Annotated in this window: 20 protein-coding genes and 1 pseudogene; 15 read left to right on the top strand and 6 right to left on the bottom strand. The window is 64.4% G+C overall.

Translation table 11 applies throughout. The features are described 5' to 3' along the window. Nucleotides 1–86: 86 nt before the first annotated feature. Nucleotides 87–251 (top strand): Flp family type IVb pilin, encoded by a 165-nt coding sequence (locus tag AC0L23_RS23120; protein ID WP_007614256.1) that lies wholly within the window; start codon nt 87–89, stop codon nt 249–251. Nucleotides 252–476: 225 nt separating this feature from the next. Here the strand turns inward: AC0L23_RS23120 and AC0L23_RS23115 are convergent, their stop codons facing one another. Continuing rightward, entirely contained in the window at nt 477–1,460 is a 984-nt protein-coding gene (locus AC0L23_RS23115) for a phosphatase PAP2 family protein (RefSeq protein WP_085359461.1), read from the bottom strand. A gap of 268 nt (nt 1,461–1,728) precedes the next feature. Here AC0L23_RS23115 and AC0L23_RS23110 point away from each other — a divergent pair, with 268 nt between their 5' ends. Then, nucleotides 1,729–2,409, top strand: a complete 681-nt coding sequence (locus AC0L23_RS23110; protein WP_026232596.1) for a helix-turn-helix domain-containing protein — start codon at nt 1,729–1,731, stop codon at nt 2,407–2,409. A 151-nt stretch (nt 2,410–2,560) separates the two neighbouring features. Here the strand turns inward: AC0L23_RS23110 and pyk are convergent, their stop codons facing one another. Further along, the gene (gene pyk, locus AC0L23_RS23105; protein WP_026232597.1) at nt 2,561–3,997 is read right to left on the bottom strand and encodes a pyruvate kinase; all 1,437 of its coding nucleotides are present in this window, start codon (nt 3,995–3,997) and stop codon (nt 2,561–2,563) included. Continuing rightward, entirely contained in the window at nt 3,994–4,587 is a 594-nt protein-coding gene (locus AC0L23_RS23100; protein WP_085359459.1) for a DUF1036 domain-containing protein, read from the bottom strand. The genes pyk and AC0L23_RS23100 overlap by 4 nt, the downstream gene beginning before the upstream one ends. Before the next feature lie 177 nt (nt 4,588–4,764). Between AC0L23_RS23100 and AC0L23_RS23095 the strand changes: the two genes are divergently transcribed. From AC0L23_RS23095 to AC0L23_RS23085, 3 genes are all read left to right on the top strand, one after another. Next, the gene (locus tag AC0L23_RS23095) at nt 4,765–5,067 is read left to right on the top strand and encodes a DUF1244 domain-containing protein (protein ID WP_007596287.1); all 303 of its coding nucleotides are present in this window, start codon (nt 4,765–4,767) and stop codon (nt 5,065–5,067) included. Nucleotides 5,068–5,276: 209 nt separating this feature from the next. Then, a complete protein-coding gene (locus tag AC0L23_RS23090; RefSeq protein WP_007596286.1) occupies nt 5,277–5,549 on the top strand; it encodes a DUF2312 domain-containing protein in 273 nt (90 codons plus the stop codon). 60 nt (nt 5,550–5,609) lie between these two features. Further along, nucleotides 5,610–6,029, top strand: coding sequence for a hypothetical protein (locus tag AC0L23_RS23085; protein ID WP_085359457.1), 420 nt, complete (start codon nt 5,610–5,612; stop codon nt 6,027–6,029). 15 nt (nt 6,030–6,044) lie between these two features. Here the strand turns inward: AC0L23_RS23085 and AC0L23_RS23080 are convergent, their stop codons facing one another. From AC0L23_RS23080 to AC0L23_RS23070, 3 genes are all read right to left on the bottom strand, one after another. Then, entirely contained in the window at nt 6,045–7,667 is a 1,623-nt protein-coding gene (locus AC0L23_RS23080; RefSeq protein ID WP_240543275.1) for a peptidoglycan L,D-endopeptidase MepK, read from the bottom strand. A gap of 286 nt (nt 7,668–7,953) precedes the next feature. After that, nucleotides 7,954–10,134, bottom strand: coding sequence for a L,D-transpeptidase scaffold domain-containing protein (locus tag AC0L23_RS23075; protein ID WP_085359454.1), 2,181 nt, complete (start codon nt 10,132–10,134; stop codon nt 7,954–7,956). 361 nt (nt 10,135–10,495) lie between these two features. Then, nucleotides 10,496–11,989 carry a sigma-54-dependent transcriptional regulator gene (locus tag AC0L23_RS23070; RefSeq protein ID WP_085359452.1) on the bottom strand — a complete coding sequence of 498 codons (1,494 nt, stop codon included), beginning with the start codon at nt 11,987–11,989 and terminating at the stop codon, nt 10,496–10,498. A 127-nt stretch (nt 11,990–12,116) separates the two neighbouring features. Here AC0L23_RS23070 and AC0L23_RS23065 point away from each other — a divergent pair, with 127 nt between their 5' ends. From AC0L23_RS23065 to AC0L23_RS23020, 10 genes and pseudogenes are all read left to right on the top strand, one after another. After that, nucleotides 12,117–14,024, top strand: coding sequence for a M3 family oligoendopeptidase (locus AC0L23_RS23065; RefSeq protein ID WP_085359450.1), 1,908 nt, complete (start codon nt 12,117–12,119; stop codon nt 14,022–14,024). Between the two features lie 211 nt (nt 14,025–14,235). Then, the gene (locus AC0L23_RS23060; RefSeq protein ID WP_026232600.1) at nt 14,236–17,121 is read left to right on the top strand and encodes a patatin-like phospholipase domain-containing protein; all 2,886 of its coding nucleotides are present in this window, start codon (nt 14,236–14,238) and stop codon (nt 17,119–17,121) included. 185 nt (nt 17,122–17,306) lie between these two features. Then, the gene (locus tag AC0L23_RS23055; protein ID WP_007596280.1) at nt 17,307–17,459 is read left to right on the top strand and encodes an aa3-type cytochrome c oxidase subunit IV; all 153 of its coding nucleotides are present in this window, start codon (nt 17,307–17,309) and stop codon (nt 17,457–17,459) included. Between the two features lie 137 nt (nt 17,460–17,596). After that, nucleotides 17,597–18,724: a Re/Si-specific NAD(P)(+) transhydrogenase subunit alpha gene (locus tag AC0L23_RS23050; RefSeq protein ID WP_007596279.1), complete on the top strand. Its 1,128-nt coding sequence runs from the start codon at nt 17,597–17,599 to the stop codon at nt 18,722–18,724. A gap of 11 nt (nt 18,725–18,735) precedes the next feature. Continuing rightward, entirely contained in the window at nt 18,736–19,053 is a 318-nt protein-coding gene (locus tag AC0L23_RS23045; protein ID WP_007596278.1) for a proton-translocating transhydrogenase family protein, read from the top strand. Between the two features lie 42 nt (nt 19,054–19,095). Beyond that, the gene (locus tag AC0L23_RS23040) at nt 19,096–20,493 is read left to right on the top strand and encodes an NAD(P)(+) transhydrogenase (Re/Si-specific) subunit beta (protein WP_085349147.1); all 1,398 of its coding nucleotides are present in this window, start codon (nt 19,096–19,098) and stop codon (nt 20,491–20,493) included. 170 nt (nt 20,494–20,663) lie between these two features. Then, nucleotides 20,664–21,461, top strand: a complete 798-nt coding sequence (locus AC0L23_RS23035) for an alpha/beta hydrolase (protein WP_018453814.1) — start codon at nt 20,664–20,666, stop codon at nt 21,459–21,461. Continuing rightward, nucleotides 21,415–22,896: a sodium:proton antiporter gene (locus tag AC0L23_RS23030; RefSeq protein WP_085359448.1), complete on the top strand. Its 1,482-nt coding sequence runs from the start codon at nt 21,415–21,417 to the stop codon at nt 22,894–22,896. Before AC0L23_RS23035 ends, AC0L23_RS23030 begins: the two co-directional genes overlap by 47 nt. A gap of 110 nt (nt 22,897–23,006) precedes the next feature. Beyond that, nucleotides 23,007–23,262, top strand: a pseudogene (locus tag AC0L23_RS23025) (ionic transporter y4hA); the annotation flags it as partial. 34 nt (nt 23,263–23,296) lie between these two features. Continuing rightward, nucleotides 23,297–23,581 carry a cupin domain-containing protein gene (locus AC0L23_RS23020; RefSeq protein WP_085359446.1) on the top strand — a complete coding sequence of 95 codons (285 nt, stop codon included), beginning with the start codon at nt 23,297–23,299 and terminating at the stop codon, nt 23,579–23,581. Nucleotides 23,582–23,588: the final 7 nt, after the last annotated feature.

The following is a 23,588-nucleotide window of genomic DNA, read 5'->3' as shown; positions in this document are numbered from 1 at the left end:
CTACGTTCGGTTCCATGGTCAAGCGGCGCTGGGAAGCCCAAAAGACCAGATCAGTTGTAGCCTCGTGTACTCATTTGGAGCTCTTTATGAAGAACCTCGTTGCGCGTTTTGCGAAAGATGAATCCGGCGCCACCGCTATTGAATACGGTCTGATCGCCGCCGGCATTGCGCTGGCGATCATCACTGTCGTCAATAACCTGGGCACCACGTTGAACGCCAAGTTCACCTCGATCTCGAGCAGCCTCAAGTAACGCTGTACGAATCGCGAATTCAAAGAGCCCCTTGACGGGGCTCTTTTCTTCTGGCGGACGATTTCCGGATCTGAGAAGTCGTGAAGCTGTAGCAAGCTTGTAGGGCGGCAAAGCGTCTGCCGCGGCTCCGAAAGCGCAGGCGTTCCCACCGTCGAGAACATTGAACATTGAAAGTTACCGGCGGGCACGCCGCTACGCGCGGACCCTAGGGCAACTTGTCGGCTGTCATTCCGCGAGGCCGGGCTGCCAGACCGCCGACGGCGCAGGCGCGGCAGACGTTTGCTGCGCGCGGCGGTGCCATTCGAGATAGAATTTCGCCGCCCAGATCGACGCTGCGGCGACTGCGATTCCGCCGGCGACGTCGATGACGTAATGCGCGCCGATCACCGGTGTTGCCGCAATCATCAGCAGATTGAGCGCAGCCGCGATGCCGCCGAGGCCGCGCACCGGCCACAGCGCCCACATGTAGAGCACGGCGGATGCGGCGTGGAAGCTCGGAAACGAGACAATGCCGGCGAGGAAGAACAACTGGAGCTCGTGCAGGCTACCGTCGCGAAGCGCGAGGATGTCGCGCAACTGCCCGGCATAGACCGCGGTGTTGATTTCGGGAAAATGCGCGGCGGACAGCTGCAGCCCCCAATAGGTGCCGATCGCGGGCACGACGGCGGAGATCGCGATGGTGACTGCGAGCGCGAGGCTCATCGCGAGCATGAACAATTGCAGCCGCATATAGTGCGCCGTCAGTGCCAGCACGACGGGAATGCCGAGCAGCGGCAATTTGATCAGCCCATATCCGCGAGCCAGGCAGTCCGCGAGCCAGGGATGGTCGTTGACGTATCGCGCGATCGGTTCAGGATCGAGGCCGAGTGCACGGTCGATCGCAAGCAGCGCCTGGTCCTGCAGCGGCCAGTTCAGCTTGGCCGCGACATAGCTGAGCGGTCCGACGATGGCGCAGGTGAGAATGATCTGTCCGATCGTTCCGAGCGAAAACAGCAGCTTCGGGTCAGCAAGCTCGCCTTTGACGATGCGATGGCCATAGGCCAGCGCGAGCAAGACTGCAGCAACTGCCAGCGTCACCCAATAGGCGACTGGTTCGAGGCTCAGGCCGGTGAAGGCGAGGCCCAGCGCCAGCAGGCTGCCCATGGCTGCGATGGGAAGCCAGTTCAGGTGGAAGAGCTGCCAGGCGGTCCGGGCATCCGTGTCGACCATGCTGCACCGAGGTGGGATCGCGATACCGCAGCACAGTCGCGGAGCAGGTTTAAGATGGCGGTAACGATCGTGGTTACCCCTTCACCAAAGCAGTTCGCGACGTTTTTAGCTGTTTGAGCTCGCGTTTTTTTTGCGTGACGCTTCATGCATTTGCACCTTGTCATCCACTCTGAATAGTTGTTCAGTCCTTGCGGGGCGATTTGCGATATCAGTGACGAAGCGTTCGGCCGCAGGGCGTGCGACCGGCGTGTGGGACAGGAAGCGCGCCATGGTTTATCGGCGGACGCATCAAGTGGTGAAGCGCCTTGCGGCCCGGCGCAGTGCGATACTGGCGGCGGCGCGGGAGGCGGCGGCGGAAGGCGGGATGGCGGCGGTGCAGATTGCGCCAGTCGCGGTTCGCGCCGGCGTCGCTGCGGGTACGGTCTACCGCTACTTCCCCTCCAAGGCCGATTTGATCTCCGAGTTGATTGCCGAAGTCTCCCGCGACGAGCTCACGGCGATCCGGCGAGCCGCCGATGCCGCGCCGGGGCCGTCCTCGGCGCTGGCGGCGGCGGTCACCACCGTGGCTGTCCATACCCTGTCACAGCGCAGGCTCGCCTGGGGCATCCTGGCCGAGCCGGTCGATGTCGATGTCAGCGCTTCACGTCTCGCCAGTCGGCGCGAGATCGCGGGCGAGATGGCCTCGCGGATCGACGCCGCCGTGCGCGCCGGCCACCTGCCGGCGCAGGACACGGCCCTTGCTGCCACCGCGCTGCTCGGCGCGCTGCACGAGGCCCTGGTCGGACCGCTCGCGCCGGACAATCTCGACGATCCCGCCAGGATGCGCGATGCCGTGCAGACCGTGACGCTGCTGGCGCTCCGCGCGGTCGGCGTCATGGACGCCCGCGCCAGGGGGCTCGTCGTGCAGCAGACGCTGCTGCCGACGGCGAAAGCGCTGGTTGGGGCCTAAAACGTCATCCTGATCGACCGGCGGACCTGATCGCGCCCAGGCCGTTGCTCGAGCTCGCCTTTTCAAAAAACCTCAGCACATCCGCCGGACTCGCCGGCTACTGTGCATGGGGTTGTTTTCGACATTTTTTGTTTGCCGGGTGCCGGCGGAGCTAGATATTCGCTTCGCCCTCGGGGCCGACCGAGGCGATGCGCACCATGTTGGTGGTGCCGGGGATGCCGAGCGGCACGCCGGCGACGATGATCACGCGCTGGCCCGCCCGGACGAAGCCGTCGCGGAACGCGATCTGGCCGGCGCGGCTCACCATGTCGTCCTGGTCGCGCGCATCTTCTGCCACCACGCAATGTATGCCCCAGACGACCGACAGCCGGCGTCCCGCCGCGACGTTCGGCGTGATCGCCACGATCGGCGGCTTCGGCCGCTCGCGCGCCACGCGCACGGCGGTCGATCCCGAACTGGTCCAGCAGATCAGGGCCGGCAGGTCGAGCGTCTCGGCGATCTGCCGCGCAGCGTCCGCGATGGCATCGCCGGCGGTGGCTTCCGGGGCCGGGCGCTGTGCGGTGATGACGGAGCGATAAATCGGGTCGCGCTCGACCTCCTCGCCGATGCGATTCATGGTCGAGACGGCCTCGACCGGGAATTTGCCGGCCGCCGATTCCGCCGACAGCATGATGGCGTCGGCACCTTCGTAGACGGCGGTGGCGACGTCGGAGACCTCGGCGCGGGTCGGCACCGGCGACTGGATCATCGATTCCAGCATCTGGGTCGCGATCACCACCGGCTTGCCGGCGCGCCGCGCCATGCGCGTCATCTGCTTCTGCAGGCTCGGCACGCGTTCCAGCGGCAGCTCGACGCCGAGGTCGCCGCGCGCCACCATCAGGGCGTCGGAGGCGTCGATGATGTCGGCGAGGCGATCGATCGCCTGCGGCTTCTCGATCTTGGCCATCACCGCCGCACGGCCGCGGATCATCTTCTTGGCCTCGAGCACGTCGTCGGCGCGCTGCACGAAGGACAGCGCGATCCAGTCGACGCCGGTGACCAGCGCCGCTTCGAGATCGGCGCGGTCCTTCGGCGTCATCGCCGAGACCGGCAGGTCGGTGTCGGGCAGGCTGACGCCTTTGCGGTCGGACATCCGGCCGCCGACCACGACGCGCGTCACCGCGTGCTCCTTCGAGGTCTCCTCGGCGATCAGCCGCACCTTGCCGTCGTCGAGCAGCAGCGCGTGGCCCGGCCGCAGCGCGGCCAGGATCTCCGGATGCGGGAGCTGGACGCGGGTGGTGTCGCCCGGCGCCTTGTCGGAATCGAGCGTGAAGGTCTGGCCATTCTGGAGCTGGACCGCGCCTTCGGCGAAGGCACCGAGCCGGAGCTTTGGCCCCTGGAGATCGACCAGAATGCCGATCGGCCTTCCATAGCTGCTCTCGACGTTGCGGATCGTCGCCACCAGCTCGCGCATCTTGTCATGCGGGGTGTGGCTCATGTTGATGCGGAAGAGGTCGGCGCCGGCCTCGAACAGGCGGCGGATCATCGCGAGGTCCGAAGAAGCGGGTCCAAGGGTCGCGAGAATCTTGATACGGCGAAGACGCCTCATGGCTTATTTCCAGACGGGGGCGAGGGAGCTGGCGGGAGGCCAGGCGCGGCGGGGGGCGTACCACCGGGCGGGCCATTGGGCAAACCCGGGACCCCCGGGCCAACAGGGCCGGGGAGGCCTGGCACGCGCTGCTGCTTTGACGGCTGTTCGTTGGCATCGGTGAGCTGCACCGTCCAGGCCCGCTGCTCGCCGGTATCGACCTCGAAATAGCCGGTCCGGTCATAGCCGCGCGCAAGGCAATCCTCGGTGCCGCGGATGGTGAACTCCTTATCGCGCGAGCACATGAAAGCCTGGCCCGACCATTCGCCGCCGCGGTCATAGTCGATGGCGTAGATGTAATAGAAGCGGGCCACCAGAGTTCCGCGCAGCAGGGTCTCGCAGGAGCGCGACGAGATGTTCCACCAGCCTTCGGTGGTCCAGCCCTCGGCATCCTTGTAGCCGAGCGCGATGCCGACCCGGCTCGATGTGTTGTTGCAGAGCCGGAAATCGGCGGAGGCCGGGCTGGCCCAGAGGCACAGCAGGCCAACCACCAGCACCGGGACCAACCGGGCGAGCAGGCGAAGGCGGGAGCGGGGAGATTCGGCGATCATTGTCGCGGAAGCTATATCAGATCATTGACGATTTGGCGTAGAGCCCGGGAACTGCCTGAAGCCGGCTTCGCGCCCGTTTGCGCCGCGATATGGCAAAATCTGTGACAGGCCCCACCTGATCTCGTAAGGGTGACCCATCCAGGTCACAGCCAATTCGCAAAGCCGAGGGATCCAGCCATGGCAATTGACGACAAAACCAGAACGGAACTCGAGGCTGCCGCTTTCCGGCGCCTGGTCGATCATTTGAAGACGCGGACGGACGTCCAGAACATCGACCTGATGAATCTCGCAGGCTTCTGCCGCAACTGCCTGTCGAACTGGCTCAAGGACGCCGCCGACGCCCAGGGCGTCGCCTTGAGCAAGGATGAGAGCCGGGAAGCCGTCTATGGCATGCCCTACGAGGCCTGGAAGTCGAAATACCAGGGCGCGGCCACGCCTGAGCAGCTCGATGCCATGAAGAAGGTTCATCCCGGGCACTGAACGGCCTCGCCGGCAGCCTGATATGCGGTGCCATTGAGTCGCATCACACAACCGCTTTCTTCGACACGCCGCAGGAAGGTGTGGGCGCGCTGTGGACGAGCGCGATGCTGCCTTGAACGCGAGAGGTCCGAACCCTAAGGGTCTAACCAGCACGCGCGGTGAGGATGCCGGCGTCACCTCGTTTTGCCAGTTCTATTGGGAGTACCAAGATGGCCACCTCCGCCGCCGTCCGCGACGACGAGCCCGCGACGAAATTTGCCAAGGACCAGCTCAAGTCCATCATCGAGCGCATCGAGCGGTTGGAGGAAGAGAAGAAGGCGATCTCCGACGACATCCGCGACGTCTTCGCCGAGGCCAAGGGCAACGGCTACGACGTCAAGGCGCTGCGCACCATCGTGCGCATGCGCAAGCAGGACCCGAACGAGCGCGCCGAGGCCGAGACGATCCTCGAGACCTACATGCAAGCACTGGGGATGATCTGAGCTATCGGTGTCGTCTTGGCTTTCGCCAGGGCGACACCATGCCGATCGAAGGAGACCGCGGTGACTGCGCCGCCGCTGCCGCGCGAGGTAAGCCGTGCCTACGATGCTTTTCCGGCGTCGATCGGCAAGCGGCTGCTTTGGGTACGCGAGCTGATCTTCGCGGCCGCCGCGGCGCATGAAGGCATCGGCCGTCTTACCGAAACGTTGAAATGGGGCGAGCCTGCTTATCTGACCGAAGAGACCGGCAGTGGCAGCACGATCCGGCTCGGCCGCCTGAAGGACTCCGCGCACGCCGCGATTCTGTTCAACTGCAAGACGACGCTGGTCGATACCTTTCGTGAACGCTTTCCCGATCAGTTCGAATATCGGCAGACCAGGGCGTTGCTGTTGCCGGTGTCGGGCAAGCTGCCGAAGCAGGACCTATCGGTCTGCCTGTCGCTGGCGTTGACGTATCATCTGGATCGACGGAGGAAGCGTTAGCGGCGCGCGAAGACGTCAGCGCAGCGAAGCCGTCCGTACGACGAAGGACGTCGTCTCGAGTTTGGCGGTGGCGGTGCCCGAGAAACTGTCGCAGGACAGGCCCTGCATCGGATCGTCGGCAAAACCCATGGCGATCACGGACTGCGGCTTGACGAAGTAGGCGCGCATTGCGGCGGTGTCGAGCTCACCCATCAGCGTGACCGACATCGCGCGGCTGGCGCTCGGCGACAGCATCACGATCTTGAGCCAGATGCTTTCGCCCTTGGCTGCGGAGAGCCGGGTCGCGGTTGCGACCATGCCGTCGACGCGCTTACCGACTACCGTGTTGATCTCGGTCGCCGGCGCAAGGTTACGCGACGCGGAGGCGGGACGGGCGGAGCGCGGGATCGGCGCGGAGGCGGCGACGACGTTGGCGCGGTCGACCGGTGAGGCGGACGCCGGCGCGTAGGCCAGGGCCTGATAGGCGGCGCTGGACACGCTCGCGGTCGGCTGCGGATCGGTGGCGGCGGCAAGCGCCTGCCGTGCCTTCAGCGCAGCAATTTGGGCCGGCGTCGCCTGCTGCGGCGCAGTCGGGGTATCCCAGAAGCCACGGGCATTGATGATGTCGGCGGGGGTCTCGGGCTTTGCGTCAGCAGATTTGCCGGCGGCCGGCTTGTCAGCCACGGGGGCCGGCTTCGGCTTGGCCAGCGCGACGATCTGCGCATCGGCCGAGGCGAGCTGAATCGTCGCCGCGACTGACGGCTTGGCGCGCGGCGTCGGCACCGGATCGGCCGGCTTGGTCGCGGCGGCGACCACGGTCGGCGCGACAGTCTTCGCGGACGGGGCGGGCGCGCCCTCGTCATCCTCGTCGTTGCTCGCCGCGGCCGGAGCCGGCTTACCCTTGAACAGGGCGGCAAAGAAATTCGACTTGCTGCCGGAATCCTCGCCGCTGCCGCGCCGCTCGATCTCGGCCTTGGCGAGCTCATAGCCCTTCAGCGGCGTGCCGTCGGTCGGGAGGTGGACGGTGCGTCCGTCCGGGAAGACCCGGGCGAGCTGGTCATGCGTCATGCGCGGCCAATGCCGGATGCTGCCGGTGTCGAGATGTACGAACGGCGAGCCGGAGGTCGGGTAGAAGCCGACGCCGCCGCGCTGGAGGCGCAGGCCGGCGAAGCGGATCTGCTCCAGCGGCACGTTCGGGATGTAGAAGTCCATCGCATGCCCCAGCATGTGCTGGCTGAAGCGCGCCACGCCGGAGGAGCGGCGGCGGAGCATGGAGTTGGTCGCGGGCGAGCGGTAGGCGGAGATGATCTGGATCGGCTGCTTGCCGTCGACGTCGCGGTAGACTTCCCAGAGGATGTCGAAGAGGTGACGGTCCATGACCGTCTCGTCCTGGCTGCGCCAGTCGCGCAGGAAGTGGTTGAGCTGCTTCAGCGCCGCTTCGTCGTAGCGTCCGTCGCGCTTGAAGGTGACGGTGAGGTCTTCGCCGGAATGGGTGTGGTGGAAGGAGAGCGTCTTGGTCTCGTTGAGCGCGGCGGCGTTGTGAACTGAACCCGCGGCAGCAAGCAGCAATACGGCAGCGAGGCCGATTCTGGATCCGGCCTTCACTCCCGCATGGGACAACGACAGCACAGCGAATTGGCGTGCGATTCCAGTCAGCACGTTAGAGCCCACCCAGTCGACGAGCGTTCAAAATGGACTCTCCCGCTAACCCCGTTAGCGCGCGAAAGAGGATGAACGCTTTGTTAAAGCGAGAAGGTTAATTCGAGGTTGACCTTCCCGCCCCCAAACCAAGTCAGATCGCGAACCTAACCGGGTGAGTGTGGCAAAAAAACGCCCGCTGCCTGAGGTCAGGTGGAGAATGGTTAACGTTAAGCGACCCCACCAGAGGATGAGGTCGCTGATTGTACTGCAGAATTTCAGGAAATCAGGCGCCGGGCGGCCTGGCTCAGCGGGTGAATACCCGCTGCTGCTGCGGCCGGCGGCCGACCGGGGCCGGCGGCGGGGTGGGCGCTCCGAACAGCCGCTCGAAGAAATTTGGCCCGGACGAGCCGCCGTTGTTGGCCGCCAACACCCCGTTCGGCAGTGTCGTCGCCGGGCGTGAATAGCTCGGCTGGGAGTGCGCGACGACGTTCTCGAGATCCTTGCCGCGACCGTTCTTCAGGATGTTGATCATGGTCGCGTCGCGGCCATAGACGTCCTTGCGGAATTGCAGCTTGCCGCCATCGTCCACGAATGCGGTCTGATAGGTGATGTTGACCGGGATCGGGGTCGGGAATTTCAGGTCGATCTCGCTCTTGCCGTACATGCTGCGGATGCGTTCCGGCGTGTACTTCTCGTTCGGCATCGCGATGTTGAGCAGGACCGAGGCGTACTGATCCGGGTTCTGCACGCGCATGCAGCCGTGGCTGAAGGCGCGTTCGTCCCGGGCGAACAGGTTCTTGTCCGGCGTGTCGTGCTGATAGACCAGGAACTTGTTGGGGAAATTGAAGCGGATGCGGCCGAGCGCGTTGGCTTCACCGGGCGGCTGCGAGATGTGCACCGAACCATCGCGGTTCTGTTCGAGCTTGAGACCCATGCGCTGGAGCACGGTCGGGTCCTGCTGAAGCGCCGGCAGATATTCGTTGTAGACGATCGACGGCGGCACGTTCCAGGTCGGATTGACCGTGATGTACTTCATCGTCTCGGTGAGCAGCGGGGTCGCATGCGTGCCGGGCTTGCCGGTGACGACGCGGGTGGTCCAGACCTGTTGGCCGCGCTGCATCACCTTCAACGTGTAGTCGGGAATGTTGAGGATGACATAGGCATCGCCCAGCGAGGGCGCGCCCAGGTCGCGCGGCAGCCAGCGCCAGCGCTCCATGTTCACCAGCACCACGTCGATCTGCTTGTCGCGCTTCGGGGCGTTGATCGCCCTGACCGTCTTGTCGTCGAGGATGCCGGTCGCCTTGAGCTCGGCGCTGTTCTGGAATTTGCGCACGGCTTCGGCGACCGCCGCGTCATAGCGGGTGTCGCTGGCGTTCTCGGTGATGCCGAGCTTGGCGCGCAGCTGCGGCACGCGCGGATCTTCAACGACGATTTCAGCCTGCTTCTTGCCGGCCGGGGTGTATTTCAGCGCCGGACCATCGGCGATCTCGATCACCGGGCCGTTGCCCTGGCCGCGGAGCTCCGCGAGCTTCGCCTTCAGCTCCTTGTAAAGTTTTTGCGGCGGATTGTAGCTGTCGAGCGCCGCGGAGGCGTCCGCCGCGGTCGTGACCTTGGCGAGCACCTCGTTCGGATCGACCGGATGCTCGGGATAGAGGATGTCGCCGCTGACCTGCGACCAGTGCATGCGGCCGCTCTGGGCCTGGCGCGCATAGTCGAACATGCTGGCGGTGAGCTTGAGCTCGGCATCGGCGAGCGTATCGGGTGTCGTGGCGGCCGCGAAGTCCGGCACCGGGTAATCGGCGGGATTGAGACCGTCGGACGCCGCGTCCTTCAGCCGTGCGATCACGCCCTTGGCCGCAGCGGTCAGGCTGCCGCCCTGGCTCCAGACCGGCGCGAAGTCGCGTGCACCGTAGAACTTCTCGATCGCAGCGCGTTCGTTCTTACGGTCGAAATAGCGCGAGGCCTTTGCGCCAATGATGTCCTTGAGCTTGTCGGCGACCGGCTGGTCGGCCGCGGGAACGTTGCTCGCGGCCCCTACCGGCTCCGAGGCCGGAGCCGCAGCGGTGGCGGGCGCGGCCGGCGTTGGGATCGCCGTGTCGGCCTTGGCAGGTTCGGTCTTGGCAGGTTCAGTCTTCGCCGTCTCGCTCTTCGTCGCCTCGGCGGCGGGCGTGGTGGCGACGTCGGAAGGCTTGGTCTCGACCTTGTCCGGCGCGGGGGCGGATTCGGCCTTCAGGGGTTCCTTGGCGGGCTCCTTAGCAGGGTCCACCATCGTGGCGGTGGTGTCGACCTTGATGTCTGATGCGGTCGGGGGCGGGACGTTTGCGGGTTCGGGGCGCGGGATTGCGGCTTCGATCGCGAGCTCGGCAGCGCTGCTGCGCGCCTGATCCTGCGCCAGGGCTGAGCTGGCCGATACCGTGAGGAAGGTCGCCGCGACCGTGAACAAGACACGGTCAAAGCCTGCACGGTGGTTCAAACAGTCACGCATTGTGTCGCACCCCTCGGGTGAACTGTCCCCCGTGGAACAGCTTCGTTATCGCCTATTGAGCTTCGGCTAAACCGCGCCGGCCTCTCGAAAGTTGCACGCCTGCACGCAACGATTCCTACGCAGACGAATCTTACGCGGACGATATACAGGCCCCGATTTCGCAGCCAGCGCTACCCGGGACAACTCACGACAAACTGACTTCAAGCACGCCTCTTGGCAACGGATTGTGCGCTTCTGCCACGCGCTTTTCCCTGTGTCTGTCACTTCCAAGTCACGGTTCAAATCGCAGTCGAATTCCGTCGTCATACGAACGGCTTACAGTCGTATCGCTCCGCCCGGACGAACCTCCGTTCGCTCAGGCTCAGTGCGTCTCCTCACCGCTTTTGCCGCCATGGCCGGGAACCCCGGCCTCATCGAGTTTGCGGTAGAGGGTGGACCGGCCGATTTTGAGGCGGCGGGCGACCTCCGACATCTGCCCGCGGTAATGCGAGATCGCGAAACGGATGATCTCGTTCTCGATGTCCTCCAGCGGCCGGACGTCGCCGGTCGCGGTCAGCATGGAGAGAGCACCCGCTTGCGGCAGCGGTGCGATCGGTATGTCATTACCCGACACGACGGAGGGGGCCGCGATTGGCTCCAGCATCAGCGGCGCCGTCGGAATGTCTGTTCCCGGATGCGGCTGCGAGGCGATCAGGGGGAAGTCGTCGAGGCCAAGCTGGTCGCCCTCGCTCATCACCACGGCGCGATAGACCGCGTTTTCGAGCTGGCGGATGTTGCCGGGCCAATCGAGCTGAGCGAGGTGCGCAACGGCCTCGCCGCTGATGCCGGTGATGGGGCGGTTCTCCTCGGCGGCAAAGCGCGCCAGGAAATGCCTGAGCAGATGCGGAATGTCCTCGCGCCGGGCGCGCAGCGATGGGATCGTCAGCGGCAGCACATGCAGGCGATAGAACAAGTCTTCCCGGAAGTGGCCCTGCTTGACCCGCTCGAGCAGCCTGCGGTTGGTCGCCGAGATGATGCGGACGTCGACCTTCACGGGTTTGCGGCCGCCGACCGCCTCGACCGCGCCTTCCTGGAGCGCGCGAAGCAGCTTGACCTGCGCGCTCAGCGGCAGCTCGCTGACCTCGTCCAGGAACAGCGTGCCGCCATGAGCTTCGACGAACTTGCCGGTGTGGCGTTCGGTGGCGCCGGTGAAGGCACCCTTCTCGTGACCGAACAGAATGGATTCGACGAGGTTGTCGGGGATCGCGCCGCAATTGACCGCGACGAACGGCTTGGCCTTGCGCTCGCCGCTGCCATGAATGGCACGCGCGAACATCTCCTTGCCGACGCCGGACTCGCCCTCGATCAGCACCGGGATCGAGGAGTTTGTTGCTTTCTGCGCCGCGCGCATCACGCCCGCCATCGCCTCGGCGCGTGTGATGATGTCGGAGAAGGTCAGCCGGCCCTCGCGGCTGTGACGGATGCGCTGCAATTCGCCCTTGAGCGCGGACGAATTGAGCGCGTTGCGAAGCGAGACCTGGAGCCGCTCCAGGCCGACCGGCTTGACCACGAAGTCGGCCGCACCCGCGCGCATCGCCGAGATCACATTGTCGATGCCGCCATGGGCCGTCTGCACGATGACGGGGATGCTGAGACCCGCTTCGCGGATTTTCGCCAGCACGCCCATGCCGTCGAGGCCGGGCATCACGAGATCGAGGATGACGCCGTCGATGGCCGCGTCGGGGGCGGTGAGGGCGGCGATCGCCGCATCGCCGGAGTCCACCACGATCGTCTCATAGCCGCATTTCTGCACCATGTTTTCGACCAGCCGGCGGGCTACAGCGTCGTCGTCGGCGATCAAAATACTGGCAGCCATGGTGTTCCCCGCACGCTACTACTATCTGTCTCGAATCGGGGCAGTCTGGCCGAAGCCGATTAACGCACTGTTAAATCCTGATGCCCCCGCCCGCCGTCGCGATTGTTGAACACAGGTTTCCCACACAATGAATTCGCGCTCCAAGCTTGCACTCAAAAAGTCTGCTCTCAAAAAGTCTGCTCTCCGCAAACCAGGCACCAAGCAATCGGTCATCAAGGCAAAGTCCTCCAGACCTTCACCCGCAAAGCCTGCGAGCAAGACCGGCAAGCTTCCGGAGTGGAACCTCGCCGACCTCTATTCCGGGATCGATGCGCCGGAAGTGGCGCGCGATCTCGCAAAGATGGATGCCGATTGCGTCGCGTTCGAGACGGACTACAAGGGCAAGCTCGCAACAGGAACAGCAAAGGAAGATGGCGGAAAATGGCTCGCAGAAGCCGTGCGACGCTATGAGGCGATCGACGACCTCGCCGGCCGGCTCGGCTCGTACGCTGGCCTCGTTCATGCCGGCGACAGCGTGGACCCCAAGATTTCAAAGTTTTACGGCGACGTTTCCGAGCGCCTGACGGCGGCATCGACGCATCTGCTGTTCTTCGCGCTCGAGCTCAACCGGATCGATGACGATATTTTGAACCGCGCGATGCAGGCCACCGAGCTCGCGCACTACCGTCCCTGGATCGAGGATCTACGCAAGGAGAAACCGTACCAGCTCGAGGACAAGCTCGAGCAGCTCTTCCTGGAGAAGGCGCAGACCGGCTATTCCGCCTTCAATCGGCTGTTCGACCAGACCATTTCGAGCCTGCGCTTCAAGGTCGGGCCCAAGGAGCTCGCGATCGAGCCGACGCTCAATCTGTTGCAGGACCGCGACGGCGCCAAGCGCAAGGCCGCGGCAGAGGCGCTCGCAAAGACCTTCAAGGCCAATGAGCGCACCTTTGCGCTGATCACCAACACTTTGGCCAAAGACAAGGACATCTCCGATAGCTGGCGCGGCTTCAAGGACGTCGCAGATTCCCGGCACCTGAACAACCGCGTCGAGCGCGAGGTGGTGGATGCGCTGGTCGCCTCGGTGCGCGCAGCCTATCCAAAATTGTCGCATCGCTACTACGCGCTGAAGGCACGCTGGTTCGGCAGGAAGCGCCTGGCCTATTGGGACCGCAACGCGCCGCTGCCTTTTGCGGCGACCGACGTGATCGGCTGGGGCGATGCGCGAAACATGGTGCTCACCGCCTATCGCGGCTTCTCGCCAAAGATGGCTGACATCGCCGAGCGCTTCTTCACCGACCGCTGGATCGACGCGCCGGTGCGCCCGGGCAAGGCGCCGGGGGCCTTCTCGCATCCGACCACGCCGTCCGCGCACCCCTACGTGCTGATGAACTACCAGGGCAAGCCGCGCGACGTGATGACGCTCGCCCATGAGCTCGGCCATGGCGTGCATCAGGTGCTGGCGGCCAGGAACGGCGCGTTGATGGCGCCGACGCCGCTGACGCTGGCGGAGACCGCGAGCGTGTTCGGCGAGATGCTGACCTTCCGGCGGCTGCTGGCGCAGACCAGGAGCGCAAGGCGGCGCCAGGCGCTGCTCGCCGGCAAGGTCGAGGACATGATCAACACCGTGGTGCGGCAGATCGCGTTCTATTCCTTCGAGCGCGCGGTCCACACCGAACGCAAGAACGGCGAGCTCACCGCGACGCGGCTCGGCGAGATCTGGCTCTCGGTGCAGGGCGAGAGCCTTGGTCCGGCAATCGAGATCAAAGCGGGCTACGAGAACTACTGGATGTACATCCCGCACTTCATCCATTCGCCGTTCTACGTCTACGCCTATGCATTCGGCGATTGTCTCGTGAACTCGCTCTACGCCGTCTACGAGAACGCGGCCGAAGGCTTTGCCGAGCGCTATCTCGACATGCTCGCCGCCGGCGGCACCAAGCATTATTCCGAACTGCTGCGGCCGTTCGGGCTCGATGCCAAGGATCCAAAGTTCTGGGACGGCGGCCTGAGCGTCATCGCCGGCATGATCGACGAACTGGAAGCGATGGGCTGAGCCGAACCGCCTTCAGCGCTGCAGCGAGCAGGTCGGGTCGGCCGTCCGAGTGTCCCGTTGTTCCGACAACGGGGGAGGCGGGTTGTAAAGATCCCGCCATGCGCATTGAACGTTTGTGCCCGGGACCAGACTAATTCTTGCAGGCGGGTTCGACCTGCAATGCAATCTGTGATTGTTGATCGTCGCGGTGTGCTCGGCCAGGGAGGCGAACATGGCCAGGATCAGTGCCCCAGACCCCAAGGTAGAGCCGCCACGGGCTGTGGGGGAACAGCAGCTGTGGGGGACGCAGCACCGGAAGATCGTCAAGCGCGAGCTCGCAGCCATCAACAACCGCCGCCTAGCCCAGGGTATGGATCCCGTTGCATACCCTGGCGACGAAAAGGCGATCGACACGGTCGGCCTTGCGCTGTCAGGCGGCGGGATCCGATCCTCCGCAATCTGCCTCGGCGTCTTGCAGGCTTTCAATCACCACGGGCTCATCAAGCACATCGACTATCTGTCGACCGTATCGGGCGGCGGTTACACCGGCTGTTCGTTTACGGCGACCATGACGCGGGCGCAGAATTTCGTCTTCGGAAGCACGCCGACACCTGGAGCCGAGAGCGCAAATGAGATCAGTGACACGCCTGCGGTGGGCCATATCCGGAATTACTCGAACTATCTCGTTCCGGCCGGCGCGCGCGACCTGATCACCGGCGTCGCAATCGTCGTGCGTGGACTCGTTGCCAATCTGAGCCTGACGCTGCCGGTCGTACTGCTCGTTGCAGTGATCACGATCCTGTCCAACGCCGCACGCTCGTCACTCTATACGACCAATTTCTTCGGCCTGAGCGTCGACGACACCCACAATCTTGGTCCCCTCTCCAGCCTGGGATTGATGCCTGCCTTCTTTCTTGTCGGCCTTGTTGTCGCTTTGCTGCTTTTGTTGGTCGGGCGCCTTTTCAAAGTCGGGCGGCGCGAGCTGTTTCGGTACCTGGCCGGTCTTGCGTTTGCGATGGGTCTCATCTGTGCGATCGCCAGCTGCCTGAATGTCGATCACTTTGGCCTTTCGCTTGCAGCGGTCCTGCTCGGCCTTGCGCTTTTCTTTGGCTGGGCAGTGCTGCGATCGATTTCGTCGACCAAGGGAGGTGAATTCCGCGGCTATCCGTCGACGGTCGGCGCGACCTATCTCGTTCTGCTTGCCGCCATCTGCTTCTTCGAATTTCAGCCCTTCATGATCGCCCAGATGTTCGATGTCGCCGACGCTAACACGACTCAGTCCGGCGGCATCATTGGCGGCGTTGCAATCAAGTGGGTCCAATCGCTTGCGGCCATCACTGCGCCGGTTGCGGCGGCTGTCACGCTGTTCCGGCAGCAATTCGCCGACCTGCTGAAGGGCGCCGGCGCCTCGGACCTGGGATCACGCCTGCTCGCCCATGCGGCGAAAGCAGCCGTGCTTGTCGCGGGACTGGCGCTGCCCTTGCTGATCTGGGTCGGATATCTCTATCTTTGCTATTGGGGCATCGCGAACGACAAGACGCTCGACGCCGCCTACCGTCAATACCCCATGATCGAGGAGTGGGGAGCGGCTGGCGTGCAACCCGTGCCGCCCGCGGCCGGTGTCGATGTCAAGGGAAATGTCCAGTTTGACTCGGCGACCCGCAAGCTCTCGGCCGAAATCACCAATCGCGAAGCGAAGGTCGTCGTCTCCAAGCCGGTGGGGCCGATCTCGCACATTCCCGCATGGCTGTTTTCCGTTGCGTCATTGCAGTCCCCGGACAAATTCACTTGGTCGAAGTACCAGTTCGGCAACAGTGTCAGCTGGCGGATGATGCTGCTCTACTTCTTGTCGGGCTCGGCCATGTTCGGCCTGTCGTGGGTTCTCGGGCCGAATGCCAATTCGTTGCACCGGCTCTATCGTGATCGCCTCAGCAAGGCCTTCTTGTTCAATCCGCTCTATTACGCCGACGGGGAGCCGTCGCGGAACATGCCGAGCCTGGACCAGGGGAGGGATTTCCTTCCGCTCGACGAGGAGAAGCTGAGCGGTCTGTTACATCAGATGGTCTACGGGGTCGATCCAGCGGGAGCGATGACGGTCGCGACATCGAAAAAATGCAGCCTGGCCTCGCCATATCCCATCATCAACGCCGCGCTGAACATCCAAGGATCCGACTTCGCCAATCGGCGGGGACGGAACGCGGATTTCTTCATATTCTCGCCGCTGCACGTCGGCAGCGAGGCCACTGGCTATGCGAATACACCGGCATTCGAGAAGGTCGCGCCGGGCCTCGATCTTGCGACCGCGATGGCAATCTCCGGGGCCGCCGCTTCGTCGAACATGGGCTCGGGGTCGATCCGCTCGCTGACCCCGACCCTGGCGCTCCTCAACGTGCGCCTGGGGTACTGGTTGAAGAACCCGCGCTGGGTCTCGACAAAGGACAAGCCGCAGCACCACTCGACCCCTTTGTTTCTATGGTCTGAGATCTCGGGCCGGCTTTACGAGAATGCCGATGCGGTCTACCTGACGGACGGCGGACACATCGAGAATCTCGGTGTCTACGAGTTGTTGCGACGACGCTGCAAGGTGATCATCGCGGTTGACGCCGAAGCCGATGCACCCATGAATTTCTCATCCCTGGTGACGCTGCAGCGCTATGCGCGCATCGATCTCGGGATCATCATCGATCTGCCGTGGACGCCGATCCGCAACACCACGCTCGAGTGGATGAAGTGCAACGCAACCAAATCCCCGGCCCGGCGCACGGCGGGCGGACCGCACGTGGCGGTCGGCACCATCGACTACGGCTCGGGGGAAAAGGGGTACCTCGTGTACATCAAGTCGTCCCTGACCGGAGACGAGAACGACTACATCCGCGACTATGCACGCCGCAACGACACCTTCCCGCATGAAACCACCGGTGACCAGTTCTTCTCGGAGGAGCAGTTCGAGGTCTACCGCGCGCTGGGTTTCCACATGAGCCACGGTTTTCTCACCGAGGATGCCGGCGCGGATGCAATCGTCGTCAACGTTCCGGGAGAACGCTGCGCAAAGCGAAACTTCTGCGACAGCAAGGTGGAGCCGATCGGCGCAGTCCGCCGTGCGCTCGGCCTGCGCTGAGAGGCCTCGGCTCGTGGCATCGGAGACCGCCTCTGACGGGCGGATCACCGGTCTGAGCCGAATTCCCGCCCATTGGAATTCCAAATGACCTGATTTGCCGGGAAACCGCGCCTCCGTGCCGTTGCCCTGCCCGGAAGTTTGCGGTATCCCAGCCACGAAATTCGACTTTCGACTGGGGACAATTCATGGCTGACCATAGCGAAGTGGCGTACAGCACCGCCGACGGCAACGACTACGTTGCCCACGAGCAGACCTACGAGGGCTTCATCAAGCTGGTGAAGTACGGCACGGTCTCGGTCGCGCTTATCGTGATCCTGATGGCGATCTTCCTGACCTGATCCATCCCCTGCAGCACCGCCAGTGTCGTCGGTGCCTATAAAATTTGCAATCAAGCCGGATTGAAAACCGGTATCCAACGTTGCGGGAGTAACGCTAAGTTCGCGTGCGCGCTTCTTCCCGCGTCGCCGGAGGGCCTATGAAGATCGCCGTTGCCAAGGAAATCGATCCGTCGGAGCCGCGGGTCGCCGCTTCGCCGGATACGGTGAAGAAGTTCAAGGCGTTGGGCGCCGAGATCGCCGTCGAGCCGGGCGCCGGCCTCAAGTCGGGCCTGCCGGACTCCGAATTCACCGCCGTGGGCGCCACCGTCAGCGCCGACGCGCTGAAGGACGCCGACATCATCATCAAGGTGAAGCGCCCTGAAGCCTCCGAGTTGGCGCAGTACAAGCGCGGCGCGCTCGTCATCGCCATCATGGACCCCTACGGCAACGAGGCCGCGCTGAAGACGATCGCCGATGCCGGTGTCTCCGCCTTCGCGATGGAATTGATGCCGCGCATCACGCGCGCGCAGGTGATGGACGTGCTGTCCTCGCAGGCCAACCTCGCCGGCTACCGCGCCGTGATCGAGGGCGCGGAGGCCTTCGGACGCGCCTTCCCGATGATGATGACCGCGGCCGGCACGGTGCCCGCCGCCAAAGTGTTCGTGATGGGCGTCGGCGTCGCCGGCCTCCAGGCGATCGCGACCGCACGCCGTCTCGGCGCCGTCGTCACCGCGACCGACGTCCGGCCCGCCACCAAGGAGCAGGTCGAATCGCTCGGTGCAAAATTCCTCGCCGTCGAGGACGAGGAATTCAAGAACGCGCAGACCGCCGGCGGCTACGCCAAGGAAATGTCCAAGGAATACCAGGCCAAGCAGGCCGCGCTCACCGCCGAGCACATCAAGAAGCAGGACATCGTGATCACCACCGCGCTGATTCCGGGCCGGCCTGCGCCGAGGCTCGTCACGGCTGACATGGTCAAGTCGATGAAGCCGGGATCGGTGCTGGTCGATCTCGCCGTCGAGCGCGGCGGCAATGTCGAAGGCGTCAAAGCGGGCGAGGTCGCCGAGGTCGATGGCATCAAGATCGTCGGCTACACCAACGTCGCCGGCCGCGTCGCGGCGTCGGCCTCCAGCCTCTACGCGCGCAATTTGTTCAACTTCATCGAAACGATGGTCGACAAGACCAGCAAGGCGCTGGCCGTGAACTGGGACGACGAACTCGTCAAGGCGACCGCGCTGACCAGGGACGGCGCCGTCATCCACCCGAATTTCCAGCCGAAAGCGTAAGGAGAGCCGTCATGGAGCATATTGCACAGGTCGTCGATCCCTTCGTCTTCCGGCTGTCGATCTTCGTTCTCGCCGTCTTCGTCGGCTATTTCGTGGTGTGGTCGGTGACCCCGGCGCTGCATACGCCGCTGATGAGCGTGACCAATGCGATCTCCTCGGTGATCGTGGTCGGCGCGCTGCTCGCGGTCGGCGTCGGCATGATCTCGAGCGGCTCAGGCTGGGCGCGCGGCTTCGGCTTCATCGCGCTCATTTTCGCCTGCGTGAATATCTTCGGCGGCTTCCTTGTCACCCAGCGCATGCTGGCGATGTACAAGAAGAAGGTGAAGTGAGCGGCGTGCACCTCGGGGTGACAAAGACAAAGGGGACCTGAGATGAACGCCAATCTGGCTGCAGTTCTGTATCTCGTGGCGGGTGTGCTGTTCATCCTGTCACTGCGCGGGCTGTCCAGCCCCGCCTCATCGCGGCAGGGTAATTTCTTCGGCATGATCGGCATGGCGATCGCGGTCGCCACCACGCTGGCCAGCCATCCGCCGGCGGACGGCCTCGCCTGGATCCTCGTGATCCTTGGCATCGCGATCGGCGGCAGCGTCGGTGCGGTGATCGCCCGCCGGGTGCCGATGACCTCGATGCCGGAACTGGTCGCCGCGTTCCATTCGCTGGTCGGTATGGCCGCGGTGCTGGTCGCCGCCGGTGCGTTCTACGCGCCGGAGGCCTTCGACATCGGCAGCCCCGGCAACATCCATCCGCAGAGCCTGGTCGAGATGTCGCTCGGCGTCGCCATCGGCGCGCTGACCTTCACCGGCTCGGTGATCGCGTTCCTGAAGCTGTCCGCGCGCATGAGCGGTGCGCCGATCATCCTGCCGTTCCGCCACATCATCAACATTGCGCTCGCGATCGCGCTCGTCGTCTTCATCGTCGGGCTGGTCATGACGGGCAGCGCGCTCGACTTCTGGCTGATCGTCATCATCGCGCTGGCGCTCGGCGTCCTCATGATCATCCCGATCGGCGGCGCCGACATGCCGGTCGTGATTTCGATGCTTAACTCGTACTCGGGCTGGGCCGCGGCCGGCATCGGCTTCACCCTCGGCAATTCCGCGCTGATCATCACCGGCGCGCTGGTGGGATCAAGCGGCGCGATCCTGTCCTACATCATGTGCCACGCGATGAACCGCTCCTTCATCTCGGTCATTCTCGGCGGCTTCGGCGGCGAGACCGCGGCGGCCGGCGGTGGCGGCGGCGAGCAGAAGCCGGCCAAGCTCGGCTCGGCCGACGACGCCGCCTTCATCATGAAGAACGCGCAGAAGGTCATCATCGTGCCCGGCTATGGCATGGCGGTGGCGCAGGCTCAGCATGCGCTGCGTGAAATGGGCGACATCCTGAAGAAAGAAGGCGTCGAGGTGAAATACGCCATTCACCCGGTCGCCGGCCGCATGCCCGGCCACATGAACGTGCTGCTGGCCGAGGCCAACGTGCCCTATGACGAGGTGTTCGAGCTCGAGGACATCAACTCCGAATTCGCGCAAGCCGATATCGCCTTCGTGATCGGCGCCAACGACGTCACCAATCCGGCGGCCGAAGAGGACAAGACCTCGCCGATCTACGGCATGCCGGTGCTCCAGGTCTGGAAGGCCGGCACCGTGATGTTCATCAAGCGCTCGCTCGCTTCCGGCTATGCCGGCATCGACAATCCGCTGTTCTATCGCGACAACACCATGATGCTGCTCGGCGACGCCAAGAAGGTCACCGAGAACATCGTCAAGGCGATGTAGCGCGGAGGCAAGCGGGCCATTGCCAATGCGACGCGCGAGCAGCGCGTCGCGTGGCACACCGCTCACCAGGCGGCATCCGGCTGCCGTGACGTTCCGGCCCGCCTCGGGCGATGTCATGAAATTGCTGCCGAGCCGGTGCAAACCCTGAACAGGGGCCGGGTCGCGTCATCATGACCATCGTCAAATGGATCGCCATCCTGCTCGTGACCGTCTATTGCGCCGGTCTCCTCGTGCTGTATGTCAGGCAGCGCGAGATGCTGTTTCCGATCCCGCCCGTCGGTCGCACCACGCCGGACGCCGCAGGCTTCCCCGAGGCCGAAGAGCACGTCCTGACTACCTCCGATGGCGAGAATGTCATCGTCTGGCACGTGCCGGCGAAGCCAGGCCGCCCCGTGATCCTGTATTTTCCGGGCAATGGCGATTATCTCGCCGGTCGCGTCAGCCGCCTCAAGGCCATGACGGCGGACGGCACCGGCCTGGTCGCGCTGTCCTATCGCGGCTATGCCGGCTCGAGCGGGGCGCCGAGCGAGGCGGGCCTGCTGCGCGATGCCGCGGCCGCCTACGCCTTCACCACCGCGCGCTACGCGGCGGAGCGAATCGTCGCGTGGGGCTTTTCGCTCGGGACCGGCGTGGCGGTCGCGATCGCCTCGGAGCATCGTGTTGGAAAACTCATCCTGGAAGCGCCCTATACATCGACGGCCGATATTGCAGCTTCATCGTTCTGGTACGTTCCGGTCCGCCTGCTGATGCGAGATCCATTTCATTCCGACGAGCGCATCCCGCGCGTCACTGTGCCGCTATTGGTGATGCATGGCACCGATGACCTTGCCATTTCCATCGTGTTCGGAGAGCGTCTGTTCGCGCTTGCGCACGAACCGAAGGAGTTCGTTCGCTTTGCGGGCGGTGGACACGACAATCTCGATGCGTTCGGTGCGATTGAAACGGCGAGGCACTTCATTGCTTTCTAGACGGCTTGTCGTTCGGCGCGCGAGCGGGTTCATCGCCGCGATCCTCGTCGTGTTGTTGCCACAGCACGCATGGGCGGCGACCGGGCTCGACGGCGCGGCGATGCGCTGGCCGTATGCGCTGCCCTTTGCCGGCCTCCTGCTGTCGATCGCGCTCGGGCCGCTGCTGTTTGCAAAAGTCTGGCACCATCATTACGGCAAGATCGCCGCGGCCTGGTCGCTGCTGGCACTCGCCTCGCTCGTCATCCTGGCCGGGAGCATGGCGACGTTGGCGGCGCTCGTTCACGCCATGCTCGCCGAATATCTCGGCTTCATCGTGCTGCTGTTCTCGCTCTATGTCGTGGCTGGCGGCATTCTCGTGACGGGCGACATCAAGGCGACGCCGGCATCAAATGCCGGCATCCTCGCGCTCGGTACGGTGATGGCGAGTGTCGTCGGCACCACGGGGGCGGCCATGATCCTGATCCGCCCTCTGATCCGCGCCAACCGGCCGCGGCGCTACAACGCCCATGTCGTCATCTTCTTCATCATCCTGGTCGCCAATGTCGGTGGCGCGCTGAGCCCGCTCGGCGATCCCCCGCTGTTCGTCGGCTTCCTGCATGGTGTCGACTTCTTCTGGACCACGCGGACCATCTGGCTGCAGACGGCGATCGTTGCCGGACTGCTGCTCGCGATCTTCGTCGTCATCGACGTCTGGTGCTTCCGCAGCGAACCCTTGCTCGGCGCCGCCGGCGCCGCGAAGCCGGTCCGCATCCGCGGCCTCGTCAACCTGGTGCTGATCGCAGCCATCGTCGCGAGCCTGCTGGCCTCGGCGATGTGGAAGCCCGGCATCGCTTTCGACATTCTCGGAACCAGGCTGGAGCTGGAAGATATCGCCCGCAACGCGGCGCTGCTGGCCATAGCGGGCCTGTCGGTGTGGTTGACGCCGGACGAGCACCGGCAGGCCAACGGCTTCACCTGGGAGCCGATCCGCGAAGTCGCAAAGCTGTTCGCCGGCATTTTCATCGCGATCATCCCGGTCATCGCCATGCTCGATGCCGGCCATCACGGCGCGTTCGCCTGGCTGTTGTCGGCCGTGACCGCTCCGGACGGCACGCCGCGCGAGGTTGCCTATTTCTGGTTCACCGGTCTGATGTCGGCGTTCCTCGACAATGCGCCGACCTATCTGTTGTTCTTCGAGCTCGCCGGCGGCGACCCGCAGGTGCTGATGCACGAACTCTCGGGCACGCTCGCCTCCATCTCCATGGGCGCAGTCTACATGGGCGCGCTTACCTATATCGGCAATGCGCCGAATTTCATGGTGAGCAGCATCGCCAGCGAGAACGGCATCGAGATGCCGAGCTTCTTCGGTTATTTCCTGCGCGCCGGCGCGGTGCTGATCCCGCTGTTCGTGCTGCTGACGCTGCTGCCGTTCGCTCCGATCCTGCGCTGGCATTGAATCTGCCGCGCGATTGCTACTGCTCGGCTGAGACAATTGGAGCCGATGGATGCGCGCGCACAATCCGACGCCTCGATCGGCCTGGATCTTTCCGGCGCTGGCCGTGCGAGGCGCATCTGTCGGGCCGGGCCTTGGTGCTCAGCGTCGTGCTGCTGCTGATTGCGCTGCTGGCGGTCGTGTTGCTGTCCAAGAAATTCTCGCTGGTGGTCGATGCCGTCGCGGCCAGGATCGGCGCGCCGCCTGCCTTTGCTCCTGACCTTCTTCCTGAGCATGCTGACCTTCGGTACGGGCAGGACCAATGTCCTGTTCGGGCTGGTCCATAAGGTGGTATTTGCCGTCTACGTGTTCGTGGTTTTCGTGCCCTGAACCGGTTTTCCGGATATGCCCCAGGAGAGTTCCGATGCTTGCCGCCGAGTCCGAGGTTCAGGTCGACAATGAGCAGGTTCGGGTGACCGAGTGGCGGCTCGCGCCAAACAGCGCCACCGGGCATCACACCCATGGCATGGACTACGTCATTGTTCCCATGGTCGGAGGGGAAATGACCATCGTGGCGCCCGATGGCGAGCGGTCCAAAGCACAGCTTGCGGCCGGGAAATCCTATTTTCGCAAGGCCGGCGTCCAGCACGACGTGCTTAACGAAACCGCAACCGAGATCGTGTTCCTTGAGGTTGAGCTGAAGTCGTAAGTCCGGC

It is taken from the genome of Bradyrhizobium sp. MI1.4 (assembly GCF_055811315.1).
This window is presented reverse-complemented; position numbering and strand designations above follow the sequence as displayed.

What these genes read in the sequence shown, in the direction of transcription:
- AC0L23_RS23055 (WP_007596280.1), top strand. Translation starts at nt 17,307, where the DNA reads ATGGCTGACCATAGCGAAGTGGCGTACAGCACCGCCGACGGCAACGAC.
- AC0L23_RS23100 (WP_085359459.1), bottom strand. Translation starts at nt 4,587, where the DNA reads ATGATCGCCGAATCTCCCCGCTCCCGCCTTCGCCTGCTCGCCCGGTTG.
- AC0L23_RS23045 (WP_007596278.1), top strand. Translation starts at nt 18,736, where the DNA reads ATGGAGCATATTGCACAGGTCGTCGATCCCTTCGTCTTCCGGCTGTCG.
- AC0L23_RS23070 (WP_085359452.1), bottom strand. Translation starts at nt 11,989, where the DNA reads ATGGCTGCCAGTATTTTGATCGCCGACGACGACGCTGTAGCCCGCCGG.
- AC0L23_RS23030 (WP_085359448.1), top strand. Translation starts at nt 21,415, where the DNA reads ATGCGTTCGGTGCGATTGAAACGGCGAGGCACTTCATTGCTTTCTAGA.
- AC0L23_RS23040 (WP_085349147.1), top strand. Translation starts at nt 19,096, where the DNA reads ATGAACGCCAATCTGGCTGCAGTTCTGTATCTCGTGGCGGGTGTGCTG.
- AC0L23_RS23095 (WP_007596287.1), top strand. Translation starts at nt 4,765, where the DNA reads ATGGCAATTGACGACAAAACCAGAACGGAACTCGAGGCTGCCGCTTTC.
- AC0L23_RS23050 (WP_007596279.1), top strand. Translation starts at nt 17,597, where the DNA reads ATGAAGATCGCCGTTGCCAAGGAAATCGATCCGTCGGAGCCGCGGGTC.
- AC0L23_RS23120 (WP_007614256.1), top strand. Translation starts at nt 87, where the DNA reads ATGAAGAACCTCGTTGCGCGTTTTGCGAAAGATGAATCCGGCGCCACC.
- AC0L23_RS23020 (WP_085359446.1), top strand. Translation starts at nt 23,297, where the DNA reads ATGCTTGCCGCCGAGTCCGAGGTTCAGGTCGACAATGAGCAGGTTCGG.
- AC0L23_RS23060 (WP_026232600.1), top strand. Translation starts at nt 14,236, where the DNA reads ATGGCCAGGATCAGTGCCCCAGACCCCAAGGTAGAGCCGCCACGGGCT.
- AC0L23_RS23110 (WP_026232596.1), top strand. Translation starts at nt 1,729, where the DNA reads ATGGTTTATCGGCGGACGCATCAAGTGGTGAAGCGCCTTGCGGCCCGG.
- AC0L23_RS23075 (WP_085359454.1), bottom strand. Translation starts at nt 10,134, where the DNA reads ATGCGTGACTGTTTGAACCACCGTGCAGGCTTTGACCGTGTCTTGTTC.
- AC0L23_RS23035 (WP_018453814.1), top strand. Translation starts at nt 20,664, where the DNA reads ATGACCATCGTCAAATGGATCGCCATCCTGCTCGTGACCGTCTATTGC.
- AC0L23_RS23115 (WP_085359461.1), bottom strand. Translation starts at nt 1,460, where the DNA reads ATGGTCGACACGGATGCCCGGACCGCCTGGCAGCTCTTCCACCTGAAC.
- AC0L23_RS23090 (WP_007596286.1), top strand. Translation starts at nt 5,277, where the DNA reads ATGGCCACCTCCGCCGCCGTCCGCGACGACGAGCCCGCGACGAAATTT.
- AC0L23_RS23065 (WP_085359450.1), top strand. Translation starts at nt 12,117, where the DNA reads ATGAATTCGCGCTCCAAGCTTGCACTCAAAAAGTCTGCTCTCAAAAAG.
- pyk (WP_026232597.1), bottom strand. Translation starts at nt 3,997, where the DNA reads ATGAGGCGTCTTCGCCGTATCAAGATTCTCGCGACCCTTGGACCCGCT.